At 41.7% G+C, this 18,016-nt stretch carries 9 protein-coding genes; 6 read left to right on the plus strand and 3 right to left on the minus strand.

Annotated features, from left to right (window positions below; all coding sequences use genetic code 11):
- Window positions 1-63: 63 nt before the first annotated feature.
- Window positions 64-5,742 carry an alpha-2-macroglobulin family protein gene (locus V7K69_RS31785; protein WP_442936220.1) on the minus strand — a complete coding sequence of 1,893 codons (5,679 nt, stop codon included), beginning with the start codon at window positions 5,740-5,742 and terminating at the stop codon, window positions 64-66.
- Window positions 5,743-6,232: 490 nt separating this feature from the next.
- Here V7K69_RS31785 and pbpC point away from each other — a divergent pair, with 490 nt between their 5' ends.
- The gene (gene pbpC / locus V7K69_RS31790; protein ID WP_335042088.1) at window positions 6,233-8,560 is read left to right on the plus strand and encodes a penicillin-binding protein 1C; all 2,328 of its coding nucleotides are present in this window, start codon (window positions 6,233-6,235) and stop codon (window positions 8,558-8,560) included.
- A gap of 740 nt (window positions 8,561-9,300) precedes the next feature.
- Window positions 9,301-10,077: a red chlorophyll catabolite reductase gene (locus V7K69_RS31795; RefSeq protein WP_335042090.1), complete on the plus strand. Its 777-nt coding sequence runs from the start codon at window positions 9,301-9,303 to the stop codon at window positions 10,075-10,077.
- A 101-nt stretch (window positions 10,078-10,178) separates the two neighbouring features.
- Here the strand turns inward: V7K69_RS31795 and V7K69_RS31800 are convergent, their stop codons facing one another.
- The gene (locus V7K69_RS31800) at window positions 10,179-11,120 is read right to left on the minus strand and encodes an NmrA family NAD(P)-binding protein (RefSeq protein ID WP_335042092.1); all 942 of its coding nucleotides are present in this window, start codon (window positions 11,118-11,120) and stop codon (window positions 10,179-10,181) included.
- Between the two features lie 156 nt (window positions 11,121-11,276).
- On the opposite strand from V7K69_RS31800, the gene V7K69_RS31805 reads away from it, so the two are divergent.
- A complete protein-coding gene (locus V7K69_RS31805; protein WP_335042094.1) occupies window positions 11,277-12,311 on the plus strand; it encodes a nitrilase-related carbon-nitrogen hydrolase in 1,035 nt (344 codons plus the stop codon).
- An 84-nt stretch (window positions 12,312-12,395) separates the two neighbouring features.
- Window positions 12,396-13,814, plus strand: a complete 1,419-nt coding sequence (locus tag V7K69_RS31810) for an aldehyde dehydrogenase family protein (protein WP_335042096.1) — start codon at window positions 12,396-12,398, stop codon at window positions 13,812-13,814.
- A gap of 258 nt (window positions 13,815-14,072) precedes the next feature.
- On the opposite strand, the gene purN is transcribed toward V7K69_RS31810, so the two are convergent.
- Window positions 14,073-14,726 carry a phosphoribosylglycinamide formyltransferase gene (gene purN, locus V7K69_RS31815; RefSeq protein ID WP_335042099.1) on the minus strand — a complete coding sequence of 218 codons (654 nt, stop codon included), beginning with the start codon at window positions 14,724-14,726 and terminating at the stop codon, window positions 14,073-14,075.
- Between the two features lie 77 nt (window positions 14,727-14,803).
- Here purN and V7K69_RS31820 point away from each other — a divergent pair, with 77 nt between their 5' ends.
- Entirely contained in the window at window positions 14,804-14,935 is a 132-nt protein-coding gene (locus tag V7K69_RS31820) for a hypothetical protein (protein WP_335042101.1), read from the plus strand.
- A 332-nt stretch (window positions 14,936-15,267) separates the two neighbouring features.
- Window positions 15,268-17,955 (plus strand): caspase, EACC1-associated type, encoded by a 2,688-nt coding sequence (locus V7K69_RS31825; protein WP_335042103.1) that lies wholly within the window; start codon window positions 15,268-15,270, stop codon window positions 17,953-17,955.
- The last annotated feature ends 61 nt before the right edge of the window (window positions 17,956-18,016 follow it).

Genomic DNA, 18,016 nt, shown 5'->3' on the forward strand with positions numbered 1-18,016 from the left:
TCTTACTGTGATTAGTTTGATTGTACTTTATTGCAGTGGAAGGCGTGCAATCACAGAGAATGATTACTTCCCATCCTCCAATATCAATGTAGACTCAGCAGTACGCCCAAATTCTTCTGGTGCATATTGCAGGTGAACTTCTGCACCAGGCCAAGAAAATGTCCCAGGGGTGACAGAACGGACTAAGTAATGCAGACTATAAACTCCTGGTTCCAGGTGGTCGGTGTATGCGATAATGCGATCGCGGTAAATATTCTTAAACCCAAGTTCCCAGCTATCAGCTTTCGCTTGTAATGCAGCCGTGGTAGTTTGAAAACTTGCATCCACCGCCTCAAAACCTGCTGGTAAAGGATCTTTAATTACTATATGATCTACGCTGCGATCGGCGATGATTTCTAAACCAATATCAAACACCTGTCCAGAGGTTAAAGTCAAGGGTTTATCGAAAGCGTAAATCCCCGTTTTTTGTAAAACTTTCTCTTCATTTACTTGACTAATTCCTCGTGTTATGCGTAACCCGTTAAATCTGCCTGGTTGATTTCCTTGCAAGCGATAATTATAAGCAACCATATAGTGTAAAGTACCATTACCTGCTTTTTGCAGCGTTAAATCATTACGACCACGAGGTAATAGATTCATCGGCACAATTAGTTGTAAGCTAGGATTTTTGTAACCTTCAAAACGATTTTCTCCTAACTTATTACCAGCTAATTGCACTGTGGCAACAAAATTAGGTGGTGTAGGTTGCAGTTGGCTATATTCTACCAAAGCTGTTAAGGCTTGGGCATTATTATAGTTAGTTTGCCATGTGCCATCCCGCCGCAGTGCCAGAAGACTTTGGAATAACTTATCTATAACTTCGGGTTTACTTTGTTTGGCAATAAATAACCGTAAAGCTTGCGCTTGCGTCGTCGTAGATGAACTCATCCATCCCCAACTGCTGGGTAAACTGACAACTGCTGTGCGGCCAGTTTCATAGATATTCTGTTGCAGCTTGTTGACTAGTTGTTGAGATTCATCTTGCCATTCTGGGAATTGAGATAAATATCGCGCTAGTTTAATTTGAGTTACTAAATCAAAATTATTGCGCTGTTCATAAATATCTGCGAGAAAAGTGTTGCGTTTATCTCCCAGTTCTGCTAGGGCGATTAAAGCATTAATTTGCAGTTGCCTTTTACAGAGTAGTTGTTTGCAAAAATCGTATTCTCCAGGATTCGCTAGAACTTTTTGCAGATAAGTTTTGAGGCGAGACAGCATTCCAGAATCGACTAAATTAGGGAATACCTGACTAGCTTTAGCCAAAGATTCACCCGCATAAGCAGAAACCCAAGGGTCAGATTTTTCTTGTCCGGGGAAAGCAGCAAAACCACCATCGGCTATTTGGAGTTTTTGTAATTGTTCGATTGCTAAATTAGCTTGTTGGCTAGGATTAAATTCTGCAAAAGTTTGACCATATTTTTGGGCGATAGTTTGCAAATTAGCCGCAATCATTAATTGACTTGCAGCAGGTTCTGTAAACGGCAAATCATTATCTTTTAAAACCTGCTTTGCTGGTGCTTGAATCTCCGGTATCAAAGTACTCGCTAACTGAATATCTAAACCTCCCGCATCAGGGAAGGTATTTTTATCAACATTCAGGGGAATTTTCACCTCTTTTTCGGTGACACCAGTTTCAACGACTTGTTCGGTAATTTCAACTGGCTTAATTTCTAAAGGTACTTCAAAAGCATCTGCGGCTGTACCATTTAGCTGAGTGGTAAAGCGAACTTTACCAACTCCGACGCTATCAGCCACCATTGGAAAGCGATAAGCGTGAGTTGCAGATTCAGCTTTGGTTTGCAAAGAATTCGCTGTGGAGTTTTTGTCAGCAAACTTTACATTACCGCTAAGTTCGCCATTAATTGAGAGATTTCCTGTATTCCCGGTGTTGTTGGTGACGGATAAACCAGCGAGAATGCGATCGCCTGGACGGGCAAACTGTGGCAAGATGGCATTAGTTAGCAGTGGCTTGGTGGTGATAAACGTCGCGTCCCCATTCCCAAAACGCAGATTTCCATCAGTGGCTATAGCCATCACCCGCCATGTAGTTAAGTCATCCGGGAGTTTAAAAGTTATCTGTGCATTACCATTTGCATCGGTAAGAACAGAAGCGTTGTAGTAAGCTAAAGCTTTAAAATCGGTGCGAGTGCGAGTATTAGCTGCACCAGTTGAGAAACCACCACCATAACCCCAACCTTTCGGTTTAGCTACATCTTGCGGTTGTAATATAACATCCGCGCGATTATCGTTAAAGCGGGTAGATATTGTCTGTTCTGCATAAACTGTATCCACTAAATCTGGCGGACGATAACCAGAAAGTTGTAACACCGCTTCATTTACCACCATGACTGTAAACTGTCCTTTGGTGGGATTTCCTTGATTATCCTTCAGTTCTAGTTGTACTGTTTCTTCTGCACCAGGTTCTAATGATGCTTGCACTGGCTTAACTTGCAGTTTTAAATACTTATCTTCTAAGTTAACTTTAAAAGGTGTAAAACCAATCTTCACCAAGTTATCTAAAGTTCCTACTTCCACTTGGCTGATGGGTTTACCTTGTCTTACTAATACAGCTTCAATGGCTGCATTTGGCAGCATTTCTGGCGTAACTTGGAACTGAATTTGTGGTGCGCTTCCCTGAACCTTGGTAATTTGTTGATAAAGGGGTTTGTCTTTAATCACCGCAAAGTACAATTCTGCATCTGGATAGGGAGATTGAATTAGTACAGTAGCAGTTTCACCAGGTTTAAACTCTTGTTTATCTAATTTCAGTTCTAAGACATCTTTTTCTTTCGAACCCCAAAATACAGGATTTTCTCCAGTAGCCCAAATTTGTAAATCTGTGGCACTTAATTCGGATTTGGCATCACTAAAATTTACTCTAATCCGGTATGAACCAGATTCTGGTGCTGTCAAACTTACCGATTGGGGATTACTAGCAGATGTAATTTCTGCTTGTCCGACTGTTTTATATTCAACTTGATTTTTTGGCGTTCGGCTACCTTCAACTAATTGAGTGACACTGCTGTATTTAATCTCTTGTAATTCCAGACGCACTCGTTGACCTGTTATCGGTTTTCCTGTAGGGTCGGTAACAATCACATCAATAGGAAAAGCCTTACCAGCATCAGTAATAAAATTACTTTTTAACCCAATTAGACGATTACTCGGTAAGGCTGTAAAAGTTTTGGAATTCGCTACAGACAGATTAGAAACATCTGCAACTTGCACATCTACTTGGTAAGTCATGGGATATGGCAAATCTTTAGCCACACTCACCGTTTGATTACTTTTACCATTAGCATCTAGTTGGGTATTATTTTGCAACACATCACTAGAGATACTCGGAGATTCTTCTGGCCATAACCACTGCCGACCAAAAGTAAATTCGTCCCAACCTTTGGGAATAAAATTAGCCTGTTGACGAGTAATAAAGTATTTTGCTTCTCCACCTTCTACAGGCGCACCAAATAAATAATTACTGGTAGCATTAATCTCAACTTTATCGTCAATATAAGCAAATTCTTTATCTAAGTTCAGTTCGACTTTAAAGTTCGGTGGCTTAAACTCAGCCACCCGAAACTCACCAGAAAGTTCTTGTCCATTTTTACCCTTAGCCTGGATTGTATGGTAGCCTAAGCGCTGAGTAGTTTTAATTAGCAATTCCAGAGAAAACGTACCAAATTCATTTGTAGTTTGCGTACCTAAGTTGGTTTTTTGCCCATCAGGATTTACCAAAGTTAATTGGTAAACGGCATTCTTATCTTGTTGGATTGTGCCATTTTGCAAGAAGCCAGCAAAACCAGTAAACCAAGCTTTTTCGCCTGGTTGATATAACTGTCTGTCTGAAAAAATTACACCGCGTGATTCTGGCTTACTATCTTGCCAACCTGCATCAATACCGTAGCCATAAACGCCGCTATATTCTTCAGTTCTAGCGAATGCCCAATCTTGGTTTTCACGGGCAATTACTAATAATTGTGGTGATTTACTAGAACTTTCATTCCCAGAATAACATTGCTGTAATCCTTCACGAACAATTCTAAAAATTCCATTTTCATCAGTTTTACCCGTTGCACAAGGTACTGGTTCGGGGCGAGATTTTGCTTGTAATTTTGATTGATAAATTTCTACAGTAGCCGCTTGAACTGGCGAACCATCTGTCAGATGATTGACGCGAATTAAGCCTGAATCAGGGAACCACTGAGTAAATACGCCCAAATTCGTCAATTCAACTAAGCCATAAGTGGTAGGTTCTCGCCACAGTTCTTTACCATTTTCCTGATATTTATTAGTGCGGGCTTGCACTCCATAAGCTAACATTCCTGTGGCTGCACTTATTTTTTCTCGGAGAGGAACAGCAATATCAACTGATTGATTCTTCTTACCCGATACCTTAAAGCTTTGCCAATCAGATGGTTGTGGTAATAAATCACTACTATTATTAAAATAAACTAAATCTGTCGGTTTAACTGCTCGATAAGCTGCTTTATATTTAGATTCTGGGAGATTTCCGGTAGTAATATTTAACTGTAAATTTTTATCTGTGGGGAAAATATTCAAATCTGATGGTACCCAGATATCCCCGGCTAAATCTCCAGTATCATATTTAAGAGTGATGGGTTTACCCAAAGTCTGCCCAAACTTATCTTTGAGATTTCCGTCGATAGTAATTGTATAACTTTGAGCAGGTTCTAGCGCATAAGGATTGATGCCGGCAATTTTATCTTCATCATTGATTTGGATGATTCTCGAAATATCTTTTGGTGCTGGATTAATCGTAATACTTTCTTTGGCTGAATCTGGCAGTAAGACATTATTAAACTCTAGCTGGGGACTGCCTTTAATAAATCGCCCAAAAGTTCCACCTGAATCTGGCTGTCCGTAAAAGTTAATTTTTTGGAATGCTAAAGGTGAATAAGTTACTAACTTACTGGCAAATTCTTTCTCTGTAGGGAGATTGCCATAAGCAGGACGTATTCCGGGAGAAAAGACTAGGCGATAAGGAGTTGCCTTTTCGAGGTTTTGCTGTGGAATGAGATTATAAATCCAATTACGGGCTGAAGGGTCAAATTTTTCTAAAGGGTCTTCTTCATTTTTTACTGGTTTTTCTTCTTTATTTAATTCGACTTTGAAGCCTACACCCTTATTTTTTCCTTCAGGAATTAACTGTAATTTTTCTTGTACGGAAGCTAAATTTAATTCTACGTTGGAAGTAAACTGTAGCTTTGGTTGTAAATCAATGGGTTCAATATCAGCCTTTTCAATAGGATTGACACCGGGTAAATTAGTCAGGTTGATAGATTCGGTATTGAAAGTCCAAGGTAAATCTTTATCTAGGCGATGATTTTTTAAATCAGCTAAACCTGTTTTGAGAGTGACTTGAAATCTTGTCGCTATTGGCAATGCTTTCTCAGCTTGAAAACCTACCATACGCGGTGTTAAAAAGCGAAATTGACCGGGTAAAGGTGGCCAAAGGGCAAATTTTTCTAATATTTTCTGTTGTTCTGGACTATCGAGACTTTCAACTGGAATTAAAGCTTCTTTAAAACGGATGCGGATTTGGTTAAGAGGTTTTGCATCGCCAATGGGACTAATTTGTTCAATCCAGTCTGGTAATTTTGGTGGTGTAAGTGGGGATACTGCTGGAAGTTGTTCTTTACTTGAGTTGATACCAAAAAAATTACACCCTGTCATGGCTAGCATGAATGTAAAGAGAAGAAGAAACTGTATCCTTCTCTTCTGGCGTGAGGAATGGCTAATTTTTTTTAACGAACCGCCAAGAACGCCAAGGACGCTAAGGAAGAAATAGACAATTTTATAGTGCAAACGGAGTAAAAATCTGATAATCATATTTTTAGCAATTCAAAATAAAAAAATCATAAGTTATAGCGAACAAAATTTTACACGCCTTATTGAGTTGTCAATGCCAAGACAAATAAAGGATGCTATATGACTATTTTTTACCTAGAGTTTGGATTTAACTATGTTTATTTACATAGATAACTAATCCTGTGTGATTGTTCCTATAAATCACTACAATTCTTAACTATGAATCAGTATTTAACTTCTGCAAATATTAATTTACATCTGCTAAGTGATTTCAAATAAATTATTAAGGATTTGACATATTTACTGATATCGATGTAATTGCTGCGTCAAAATTAAGGTAGGTTTTCTTGACAGGGATTCCCTGATGAAACTAATTTTACGATCGCTAGTCCAAATTAAGCACAGTAGCAAATTTATCCTAGCTGTGCTGGTAATCTGCCTGATTATACGCTTATTACCGTATTTTGCGCCCGTTCGAGCCGCAGATATTGCCCAAAATCAACTGGCAATGCAATTTAGCGATCGCAATGGTTTACCATTAGGAACATTGCTCACCCGTGACCAAGAACACACATCAGTCGTCGCACTAAATCAAGTTTCGCCCCAGTTTATCCATGCTATTTTAGCCGCCGAGGATGGCAGCTTTTACCATCACGGCGCGTTGGATATGAAAGCTGTTATCCGCGCCAGCAAAGAAGCCATCCACGCGAAACGAATTGTTTCCGGCGCTTCCACTATTACTATGCAACTGTCGCGGATGTTAGATCCTGTCTCCCACAGCTTTTCTGGTAAACTGCAAGAGATTTGGCTATCTTGGCGGTTAACAGCAGGGATGAATAAAGATGAAATTCTCTCTGCATATATTAATCGGCTACCAATGGGCGGGAATATATATGGTGTGGAAGCAGCTGCACAGACTTATTTTTCTATCCCAGCGAGTGAGTTAAATCTTGCTCAAGCCAGCTTGTTGGCCGCTATCCCCAATAATCCCACATACTTTAACCCTTACGAACATTGGGAACGGTTAAAGCAGCGACAAAAATACGTCCTCAATCGTATGGTACAGGAAAAGTATATAAGTGGTGCGATCGCAGCCCGAACACAAACCGAAAAAGTTGTGTTTCAGTCTCGTCCACGAGGAATTATCGCCGCACCACACTTTTTATTTTGGTTAGCCAATCAAATCTCCCCAACTTCCGTTGAAAAGCAGAGTGGGGACGATAAATCCGTTATTCGCACAACTATAAATCGCCCTTTACAGCAGTTTGTGGAAGCACAGGTACAGCAGGTGATTTCTTCCCTAGCCGCTAATAATGTTCATGATGCAGCTGCGTTGGTGATTGACAATGACACTGGTGAAGTATTGGCTTATGTCGGTTCACCTGATTACTTTAATCAAGCAAAACTAGGACGCAATGATGGAGTACAAGCGCTACGTCAACCTGGTTCTACCCTCAAGCCTTTTGTCTATGAATTAGCTTTAGAAAAAGGTTTAATACGCCTAAATACTATTTTGGCAGATGTCCCCGCCCGTTATGCAATTCCTGGTGCGAGACTTTATAGCCCAACCGATTACACCGAACGCTTTCTTGGCCCTGTGCGGGTGCGAATCGCTTTAGCAAATTCGTTGAATGTACCCGCAGTGAGGGTTTTAGAAAAAGTAGGTGTGCAGACTTTTTTAGAACGATTGCATCAACTTGGGTTTGAAAATCTCAATCAAACCCCAGAACATTACGGTTTAGGGTTAACTCTCGGTAGTGGCGAAGTCAGTTTATGGGAATTAGCCCGTGCCTACCTGACCATAGCACGACAAGGAGAAGCTACGCCGCTAGTAAGCAGATTTTCCGATTCCCCACTCCCTAATCCCCACTCCCTACTCCCCAAGCAAACAATATGGCAATTAATTACTAATATCCTCAGTGATAATCATGCTCGTGCCACAGCATTTGGTGTAAACTCTGTGTTAAATTTACCCTTTCCTGTTGCCGTTAAAACTGGTACTTCTTCCAATTTTCGTGATACTTGGACAGTTGGCTTCACTACTGATTACACCGTCGCTACTTGGGTAGGCAATTTCAACGGTGAACCGATGCGACAAGTTTCAGGTGTGACAGGGGCTGCACCTTTATGGAATCGGATTATGTTACACCTACACGAACATCAAGAACCAGCAGCTTTTCCACCTCCAGAAGGTTTAATACAATTACCTATTTGTGCAATTTCGGGATTACGACCAACACCAGATTGTACTTCAGTGGTGCAAGAATATTTCTATCCAGAAGATAAAATTGCCTACGAAGGTGACAACCAATTTAACTTACCACCAGAGTATAATGAGTGGTTGGCAAAACAACAGCAATCGAGTCTTGTTTCTAACAATTTGAGAATTTTATCTCCGCATCATGGCGATTTATTTTTAGTATATCCAGGTGAAGAAACGAAGCAAAAACTCGAATTTAAGCTAGCGGGAAATAAATTTGCGCCTGTTGAATGGTGGCTAAATGGCGAAAAGTTAGATACAAACTCAGCTAATTCTTTATTTTGGAATTTGCGCCCTGGGAAGTGGGATTTGGAAGCGAGAAGCGGTGAAATGACTGATAAGGTAAGTTTTCAGGTGGAATTAGCTAATATTAAACCTACTCGTCGAGGATTTTCTATTAGTAATTCTCAGGTAAAGGGAAATCGCCCATAATTAAGAGTACTGTCTTACCTTGCTTAGAAGGCATTGATTAAAAAAGGCAGGAATTACCTGCCTAGTTCCGTTAAACAGTTTGATGAGTGAATTATTGCAGAGCATATTGACAAAACCATTGCAAGATTATGTCAAAGATATGACTATCAATTAATCTGCTTGGTTTAGCCCTAAAACCCTAGAAAATCCCAAATAAGTATATATTTACTTACTGAACTACTTGATGGAAATCTCAATTACAAATTCTGCACCCTTCCCAGGTGAAGAAATGCAGCTGATTTTTCCCTTATGCTTCTCTTATACTATAATTTAGTAACTAATAGATAATCCTAAGTCAGTACCCAATACTTGTCGTTTAAGAGGAAAAGGGAAAGGGGAAAGAAAAACCTTTAACCTTTTTCCAAAACCCAATTCCGAGTTAAAAATGCTTAACCGAGCAGTATTGATCCAGTACCTTTATTTATAGGGTTAGTATTAAAAAATGGTCAAAAAATCTAGTCTCTAAATCAAACCAAATTCATATAATATATCTATTTGAAAATATTCATCTAAATTAAGAGCCAAATGAAAAATCATTTGCTGATATAGATCGTTGCAATAGCTTTATCATGTTTTAGTTAATGGTTTTTTTATCACAGTTCTGAATTGGATGAATATATTACTTGATATGGGCAACTAGCTAGATACCAAAAAGTGTCAAACTAAATATAAAGTTTATAGAAAAACCGCAAACTCAAACTATGACTCAGCAACAAAGTGATCTAGACAATAAGGCTGTATTTGAGCAGTTGTGGGGAATTACAAAAGAACTCCACCAAAAACTAGAGACTCGTTTCCAGTTACATCCAGACCCTTCTGTAGAAGATTTACAGCAATACAGCAGTTTTGATGGCAATATGAAGGGTTCACTGACTGCTTTTTCTGCGGAAGAAATTGACTGGCTAGTGCATTCGTGGCTAGGAAACCCGGAAAAATCAAACTTTAGCACTATGCGTCTCACCACTTGGTTGAAGTCGCATATTCAGGTTCCTCATTTGGCTTTTGAGTTTGGCACACTTCCAAATGGAAATATTTTATTTTATATAGATTACATTGCCCGAACTGAGCTTTTAACCGATTTGGCATATCTCGATCGCTACTATGAGCCAGTTAATCAAACATTCTTAAAGTTGCAAGACGATTCGCGCTTAAAGGTATTTACCAGCAAAAGTCTGTATCTTCGATTATTTCAATCGCCTGTTAAATTGTGCTATACAGGCACACCCACCTTGGAAACCCTCGAACTAACTCGCACACTTGCACACGAAACACTCGATCGCTGGCTAACTTGGGTAGATGCAGCTGAACCCTTAACAGAAGATGCACGGGAAGCTTTGGCGGCTCGTGATTTGGCACTACGCCGTAGCAGTGCTGAACGCGATCCAGGTAATAAATTTGTCGCACAGATGTTTGGTTCTGAGTTGGCAGATAAACTTGTGCGATCGCTCTGGGGTGGTGTAGGCAGTAGGCATCGTTAAGATTAAAAGGTAAGCAAACTTTTGCCACAGTGTACTAATGCGATCGCAGACTCTCATTGGTCAAGACCAAAGCCTTTGTAGAGACGGCGATTTATCGCGTCTCAAAAACCCAAGCGTATTGTCTCATAGGTGAGTTCCGCATTTGACCAGTGAGTTTCTGCCAAAAATTCCCTAAATGTGGTCAGAAGTCCAGGAAACTCTTCTTCTCGTAAACGCCAGACATCGGCTTGATAACCTTTTTTGCGATACCACTGAATCAAATCGAACAGTTCTTTTTGCAGCAAGAGTAAGAAAATCCAAGCAGGTGTCTCTTTATGGACAACTTTTATCCCCTGCGCTTGGGAGAATGCCTCTGCCATTTGCTTTGGAGTCAACACATCGCCAGCTAGCTCAATTTCTTGGCCAATATACTTGGTAGGATGTTCGATTACATAGGCAGCGACGCGGCCCATATCCTTGGTTGTAATTAGATGAAGAGGTTTATCTGGCTGAATTGAAAACGGGAAACTACCTTTGAGTATGGAAGGTCGCGTGTACTTCTTCCAAAACTCCTCCATAAACAAGCAGGCTCGCAACATAGTAGTTGGTAAGCTAGCTTCTTTGAGAATTTTCTCTACTTGATACTTTTGCTCAATGCGCGGGATTCCTGAATTTCTATCTGCTCCACCTGCGGAATTGTAGACAAAGTGCTTAATTTCAGCTTGTTTAGCAGCTTTTGCAATTCGCCTGGCTCTCTCCACCTCTAGCGGATCAATTTTAGTAGAGTCCGCAGAAGTGGCGTGGCAGTAAACAGCCGAAATTCCTGTAAAGGCTGCTATGAGAGAAGTTTCATCGTCGAGGTTAGCTTTTACCAGTTCAACTCCGGCATCATTGAGCTTCGCAAGAGTTGGACGATTAAGGTCAATTTCTCTAGTGATGACTCGCAGGTTGGTAACTCCCTGTTCGAGAAATCCCTTAACGACATTTCCACCTGTGCCGCCAGTAACTCCGATGAGTAAAACTTTATCGGTGTTTGTCTCTGTGCGATCGCGGAAATTTGACATTCTCTCTTCTACCTGGAGTTTTTTGTTTAAATTAAGTTTATCCAAAGATAGGAGAAGCAAACAATGACAGATAAACTTGTGCGATCGCTAAATTGGTCATTTGTCTTTTACTAATGACCAATCGACTAATAACCAATGACCAATGACCAATGACCAATGACAACTAATCCAGAATCCTACCGCGCTTTAGCACTGCAAGTTACCTGTCATGCAGTCAACCAAACAAGCGATCGCCACGAAGCGCGATCGCTCATGCAAAACTCCATCAACCGCCTAGCTCAACAAATTGCTGCCAGTATCGCTTTTATTGGCTTTGATTGTCGTTTAATTGTACTGCCAGAATATTTCCTCACAGGTTTCCCGATGGGAGATAGTCTCGCAGGGTGGGCAGAAAAAGCCTGTATAGAAATGGCTGGTGCTGAATATGAGGCGCTGGGTAAAATTGCTCAAAAGCATAAAATATTTTTAGCTGGTAATGCCTACGAAATTGATCCCAACTTTCCCGGATTGTACTTTCAAACCTGCTTTATTCTTGACCCCTCCGGCTCAATCGTCTTGCGGTATCGGCGGCTAAATTCTTTATTTGCTCCCACTCCCCATGATGTTTGGGATAAATATCTTGACTGCTATGGTTTAGAGGGAGTTTTCCCTGTAGCCAAAACTGCGATCGGTAATTTAGCAGCTTTAGCATCAGAAGAAATTTTGTATCCAGAAGTAGCGCGGTGTCTGGCGATGCGAGGAGCAGAGGTTTTTGTCCATTCCACCTCGGAAGTATACAACAAAAACCTCACTCCCAAAGACGCGGCAAAAATCACTCGCGCTGTCGAAAACATGGCTTACGTAGTTTCAGCCAATACCGCAGGTATCACTAATATTGCCATCCCCATAGCTTCGGCTGATGGTGGCTCTAAAATCATCGATCATCGAGGAATCGTTTTAGCCGAGACAGGTGCAGGCGAGAGCATGGCAGCATTTGCCGAGATTGATTTAGGAGCGTTACGCCGCGATCGCCGCCGACCGGGGTTACATAATTTACTTGCCCGTCAACGCTTTGAACTATACGCCGAAAGTTATCACCAATCACACTTTTACCCAGCTAATACTATGCTGGAGGGAGAAATAGACCGCAAACACTTTTTGCAAACCCAGCAAGCCACAATTGATCGGTTAGCCCAACTAGGGATAATTTGAATTGGGGAATGGGGAATGGGAAGCAGGGGAAGCAGGGGAAGAATAACTATTAATTATTGACAAATGACCAATGACAAATGACAAATGACAAAACCAATAGAAGTCCGTAATCCCAGAACTGGCAAATTTGACTATGTAATTATCCCGCCGCCTCCAAGGTTGCTGGCACAGCAATGCAAGCGATCGCGCCGGGCACAAGTTAGCTGGCAAAAGCTGGGTTTAGAGGGGAGAATTGAAGCTTTACAGCAGTGGAAAGCAGCGATAGTATCAGAGCGCGATCGCTTAACGGAAGCTTTGGTAAATGATACGGGAAGATTATCAACCTCAATATTAGAAATAGACTCTTTCCTCTCTAGCATTGATCGCTGGTGTAGGTTAGCGCCAGAATTGCTGCAAGACTCTGCAAAAAACACAGCAATTCCATTTATCGCCTTGCAACAAACATCCGTTCCTTACCCCCTAGTTGGGATAATTAGTCCGTGGAATTTTCCCCTGTTGCTATCAACTATTGATACCATTCCGGCATTGTTGGCGGGTTGTGCCGTCATTGTTAAACCCAGTGAAATCGCTCCTCGCTTCGTTGCACCACTGACAACAGCACTCAACGCTGTCCCTAAATTGCGCGATGTCTTAACTTTTGTTGAAGGAGCAGGTGTAACCGGATCTATTTTGATTGACAATGTAGACTTGGTGTGCTTTACAGGTAGTGTTGCCACGGGGCGAAAAGTGGCAGAAGCGGCTGCGAAACGGTTTATTCCGGCTTTTTTGGAATTAGGGGGAAAAGATCCGGCGATCGTTTTAGAATCAGCCAATTTAGAATTAGCAACCTCAGCAATCTTGTGGGGTTCCGTCGTCAACACTGGACAGTCGTGCTTATCAATTGAGCGGATTTACGTTGCTGAATCCATATTTGAAAAGTTTTACCATCAATTAGTAGCCAAAGCACATCGCCTTGGGCTAGCTTACCCTACTGTTGAAAGTGGAGAAATTGGCCCCATCATCGCCGAAAAACAAGCCGCAATTATTAGCGATCATCTCCTAGATGCAGTAGAAAAGGGGGCAGTCATTCACTGCGGCGGCGTAATTGAAGACTTGGGTGGGGGTTGGTGGTGTCGTCCAACAGTGCTTACCCAGGTTAATCATTCCATGAAAGTAATGACCGAAGAGACTTTTGGCCCCATTATGCCAATAATGCCTTTTTCCACAGTTGAAGAAGCGGTATCTTTAGCAAATGACTCAATTTATGGATTAAGTGCTGCTGTTTTTGCCTCAGAAGCTGAAGCCTTAGAAATTGCCCAGCACATAGATGCAGGTGCTATTAGTATCAACGATGCTGCACTCACAGCCATCATGCACGAGGGAGAGAAAAACGCCTTTAAATTCTCCGGGATGGGAGGATCGCGCATGGGTGCAGCAGCGCTGAAACGATTCATGCGAAAAAAAGCTATTTTAATTAAAACTAATGCTACTAATGACCCTTGGTGGTTTGATAATGAATCATAAATACTGTGAACAACCAGGGATTAATACACGTTACGAAAACTTATAGACCAATACAGTTCATTTAAGGGCTACTGGCAAGAATTTTGGGGTTTGGAGACGCGATAAATCGCCGTTTCTACAAGTGTTTTACTTTTATCTGAACTGTATTGATTTATAGACCACTACAGTTCAGTTAAGCAATTGTTTATCCTTCTCCTTTTTTTCTCTATGCCCTCTGTGCCTCTGCGGTAGCCTGCGGCAAGCCGCTCCGCGTCTACGTTAAAAAAATGACTTTGACGAAGAAGCTGCCAGAGCGATCGCTAGCGGCAAAATCCGATGTTCCTGAATTTGAATCCTGGCGTGGAGTGTTTCTGCTGTATCATCCGGCAAAACTGGTACTGCGGCTTGTATCAAGATTGGGCCACTGTCCATTTCTAAACAAGCGATATGCGCCGTACAACCAGTGATTTTTACCCCTGATTCTAAGGCTTGTTCTACAGCATGGATTCCCTTGAAACTAGGTAACAAACTAGGATGGATATTAATAATTTTGTTAGGAAAGGCATCAATGAAAACTGATGTTAACAATCGCATCCAACCCGCCAAAATCACCCATTCTACATCGTAGTGCTGCAATGTCTGCACAATTTTTTCATCTAACTCTTCTCGGATTTTATAGTTGCGGTGATTCAATAAAACAGCTTCTACACCTCTATTGGCTGCTCTGACGGCTGCTTTCGCCGAGGGGTTATTGTAAATTAAAACTTGAATTTGAGCATTTAACTGCTCATCTTGGATAGCTTGAGCAACTACATCAAAATTACTGCCATTCCCAGAAGCCATAATTCCTAGTTTTAAAGGGGCGACTTGTTGGCGAACATCGCTAATGCTGGGAGAAACCAAGCTCAAGGTAGAATCAGGGCGGAGGGTCATAAACAGCTAATAGGGAAAATTATAGATGCCAAAAATATATAATACGTACACTTTTGTGTAAAAGCGTAGCTTGTTTAATGCAAAAGGACGCATTAATATTGTTACTCGATGCCTTGGCATTGTTACCCGATGCTTTGGCATTGTCAACCGATGCTTTGGCATTGTTACTCGATACATTGCTATTGTTACCCGATGTATTGGCATTGTGAGCCAATGTATTAACATTGCAGGGTGTTGCCAAATTTAATTTGCGATAAATTAATGAAATGCTCTACTAAATCGTAGTAAATAGACTACGCAGTAGGGGCGCAAAGCCTTGCGCCCCTACTACGACAGCTATGATTCAAATACATGAAAACTGCTGTAATTTAGCAGTATCTCTTTCCATGTTGCAATGTCTACGACAGGCTACGCCTACGCTTGATTAAATTTTGCTTATATCTAGTCCGGCTGATAGAGATAATATTCTAAAACTTGGTATAAATGAAACAATACAGAGATTAAAGCCGTATAGGATTTGATCGCAGCATAGGTGAGTTAAATGGCGAAGGTAGCGTTGCTGATTGGGGTCAGTGAGTATGAACCAGGGCTAAACTCTTTGCCCAGTGCAGTTAGAGATGTGGAAGCAGTATACGAGGTACTACTGAATCCAGAAATGGGCGGATTTGCTGCCTCAGATATTAAGCTGCTAAAAAATCCTGAACGGCAAGTTGTAGAAATTGCGATCGAAGTGCTATTCTCTGGACGGCACAAAGATGATTTGCTGCTGCTGTACTTTTCAGGACACGGCATCAAAGACGATCGCGGTAGGCTGTATCTGGCGACTCGCAACACCAGTAAAACGCCGCAAGGCGAATTGATTCGCTCAACGTCGGTGTCTGCCAATTTTATTCAAGATCGCATGAGCGAAAGCCGCTCCCGTCGGCAGGTGGTTATCCTAGATAGCTGCTTTAGTGGCGCGTTTGCTGAGGGAATGTCTGCCAAAGATGACGGCACAATTGACATCCGGGAGCAGTTGGGCAGTGAAGGACGAGCCATATTAACTTCTTCTACTTCAACTCAATATTCTTTTGAGCAAGAGGGACAAGATTTATCAATTTACACTCGCTTTTTGATTGAAGGTATCAAGTCGGGAGAAGCTGATCGCGATCACGATGAGTTTGTCTCCATCGATGAACTCCATGAATACGCCAGTCAAAAAGTGCGAGAACTTCAGCCAGCAATGAAGCCGGAAATCTATGCAATTCGAGAAGGCTTTAAAATTCGACTGACAAAAGTGGCTCCGGGCGATCCCAGACAGCGATACCGTAAAGAGGTTGCGCGATTTATTCATCGAGGCGAAATTTCCTTTGTTGGTCGTCGTACATTAAATGTACTCATGACTCGCTTGGGATTGGAGGTAACTAAAGCGAAAGCGGTCGAAAATGAGGTGTTGGAACCGTACCGCAATGACTTCCGCGACAAACTCCAGCAGTATCAGCAGGTGTTCACTGAGCTACTAGAGAGAGATGAGACGATTACCGATAGCGATCGCCTCGATCTGCAAAATCTCCAGCAAATTTTGGGGCTGCGGAATGAAGACACGATGCCGATTGAGGCACAAGTGACTGCACGGTTTAAGACACATCAGCAAAACCTGCAAACATATCAGCAAGCCTTTACAACGGCATTGCGGCAAGAGTTTCCTCTAAGTGCAGCAAGCTGCGATCGCTTACGGCAAACTCAGCAGCAATTAGAACTTGCAGATAGAGATATTGCGGCGATCGAATCTCACATTACGGCTGAAGTAGAGGCATATCACCAAAAAGTCCAGGACTATCAACGTCTGTTTTTTACTGCCACGCAGCAGGAATATCCTCTCAGTGAGGCAACCCGCAGTGACTTACGCCAACAGCAGCTACGCTTGGGATTGACGGATGTAGATGTTGCCCCAATTGAAGCGCAAATTACAACACAGATTGAAAGCTATCATCAAAAACTTCAGCAGTACGAGCAGGCGTTTGTAAAGGCAACGCAGCGCCAGCATTATCCAGATGAGGTGACGCGGAAGCAGTTGCAAGAAACCTGGCAAACTTTGGGGTTGAGTGATGGAGATGTGGGTGCGATCGAGAGGCGGATTAATGCGGAGATTGAAACCCATCAAGCAAACTTGCGGCAATACGAGCAAGAGTTTACAGAAGCTGTTGAGCAAGAATATCCGCTCAGTGCTTTCAACCGCTCTCAACTAACGCAATGTCATCAAGCGTTAAATTTGACTGCTGAGGATGTGACTGCAATTGAAAATCCAATTGTTGTTGCGATCGAGGAACATCGGCAAAAGCTGCAACAGTATGAAGAGGTGTTTAGAGAGTCGATGCAGTTTGAATATCCTCCTAGTGATGTTACTCGTGAAGAACTTCAACGTTTTCAACGAATTTTAGAACTAAATGATGCAGATATTTCTGCACTCGAAGCAATTATTATTCAATCATCTTCAGAAGTAGAATACCGGAAACAGCAAGAGAGAATCAGACAGCAGCATCAGCCAGAAAAACAACAAGAAGAAGCTGTACGACTAAACCAGCAGGAAGCAGAAAAACAACGGCAGCAGGAGGAAGCAGAATATCGCCAAAAATTACAGCAGATGGACATCACTGCCATTGAAACCAGAGTTGTAGCAAGCCAAGAATTGATTAAACCTCCAATTCAGCAGTCAAGCTCTGCTCAACCCACTCAATCGGCTCAAGAGCTAATAACCCGACAAAAGTTTTTGAAATGGGCTGGCTTCGGAAGTGTAGGTTTGGTGACAGCAGTAGTAGGTCATGAAATTTTTAAGGGTCAATCACCGACACCTAAATCTACTAATCAACCTGCTAATCAACCTATTAATCAATCAACAACTATCTCTATAGCTGAACCTAAATATATTCTCTTTAAGTTTGAAACGGTAACGGTAGATAAAAAGGGACAGGTAATTAAACGAGAGCCTAACAAGCAAGCTAAGTTCTTTAAGGAGGACTTAGGCAATGGCATAACTTTAGATATGGTTCAGATTGTTGAAGGCTCTTTTAATATGGGTTCACCACCCGGTGAAAATAGTCGAGCCAAAAATGAAGAACCACAGCACATTGTGAATGTCCCTGCTTTTTTTATCGGCAAGTTTGAAGTGACTCAGGAACAGTACCAGCAAATAATGGGTAGCACTCCGTCCAAATTCAAGAGACATCTCCAAAATAGTATCATTCTGTGATAAAAGAACATTAAAGAGTGATTTTGGTACAGGAGCATGAGCAATATACTGAATTACATTG

This window comes from Nostoc sp. (assembly GCF_036917775.1).
Taxonomy (GTDB): domain Bacteria; phylum Cyanobacteriota; class Cyanobacteriia; order Cyanobacteriales; family Nostocaceae; genus Nostoc.

Excerpts from the sequence above, each read along its gene's own strand:
- V7K69_RS31805 (WP_335042094.1), top strand. The coding sequence starts at position 11,277 with ATGACAACTAATCCAGAATCCTACCGCGCTTTAGCACTGCAAGTTACC.
- V7K69_RS31825 (WP_335042103.1), top strand. The coding sequence starts at position 15,268 with ATGGCGAAGGTAGCGTTGCTGATTGGGGTCAGTGAGTATGAACCAGGG.
- V7K69_RS31795 (WP_335042090.1), top strand. The coding sequence starts at position 9,301 with ATGACTCAGCAACAAAGTGATCTAGACAATAAGGCTGTATTTGAGCAG.
- pbpC (WP_335042088.1), top strand. The coding sequence starts at position 6,233 with ATGAAACTAATTTTACGATCGCTAGTCCAAATTAAGCACAGTAGCAAA.
- V7K69_RS31820 (WP_335042101.1), top strand. The coding sequence starts at position 14,804 with ATGCAAAAGGACGCATTAATATTGTTACTCGATGCCTTGGCATTGTTA.
- V7K69_RS31800 (WP_335042092.1), bottom strand. The coding sequence starts at position 11,120 with ATGTCAAATTTCCGCGATCGCACAGAGACAAACACCGATAAAGTTTTA.
- V7K69_RS31785 (WP_442936220.1), bottom strand. The coding sequence starts at position 5,742 with ATGCTAGCCATGACAGGGTGTAATTTTTTTGGTATCAACTCAAGTAAA.
- purN (WP_335042099.1), bottom strand. The coding sequence starts at position 14,726 with ATGACCCTCCGCCCTGATTCTACCTTGAGCTTGGTTTCTCCCAGCATT.
- V7K69_RS31810 (WP_335042096.1), top strand. The coding sequence starts at position 12,396 with ATGACAAAACCAATAGAAGTCCGTAATCCCAGAACTGGCAAATTTGAC.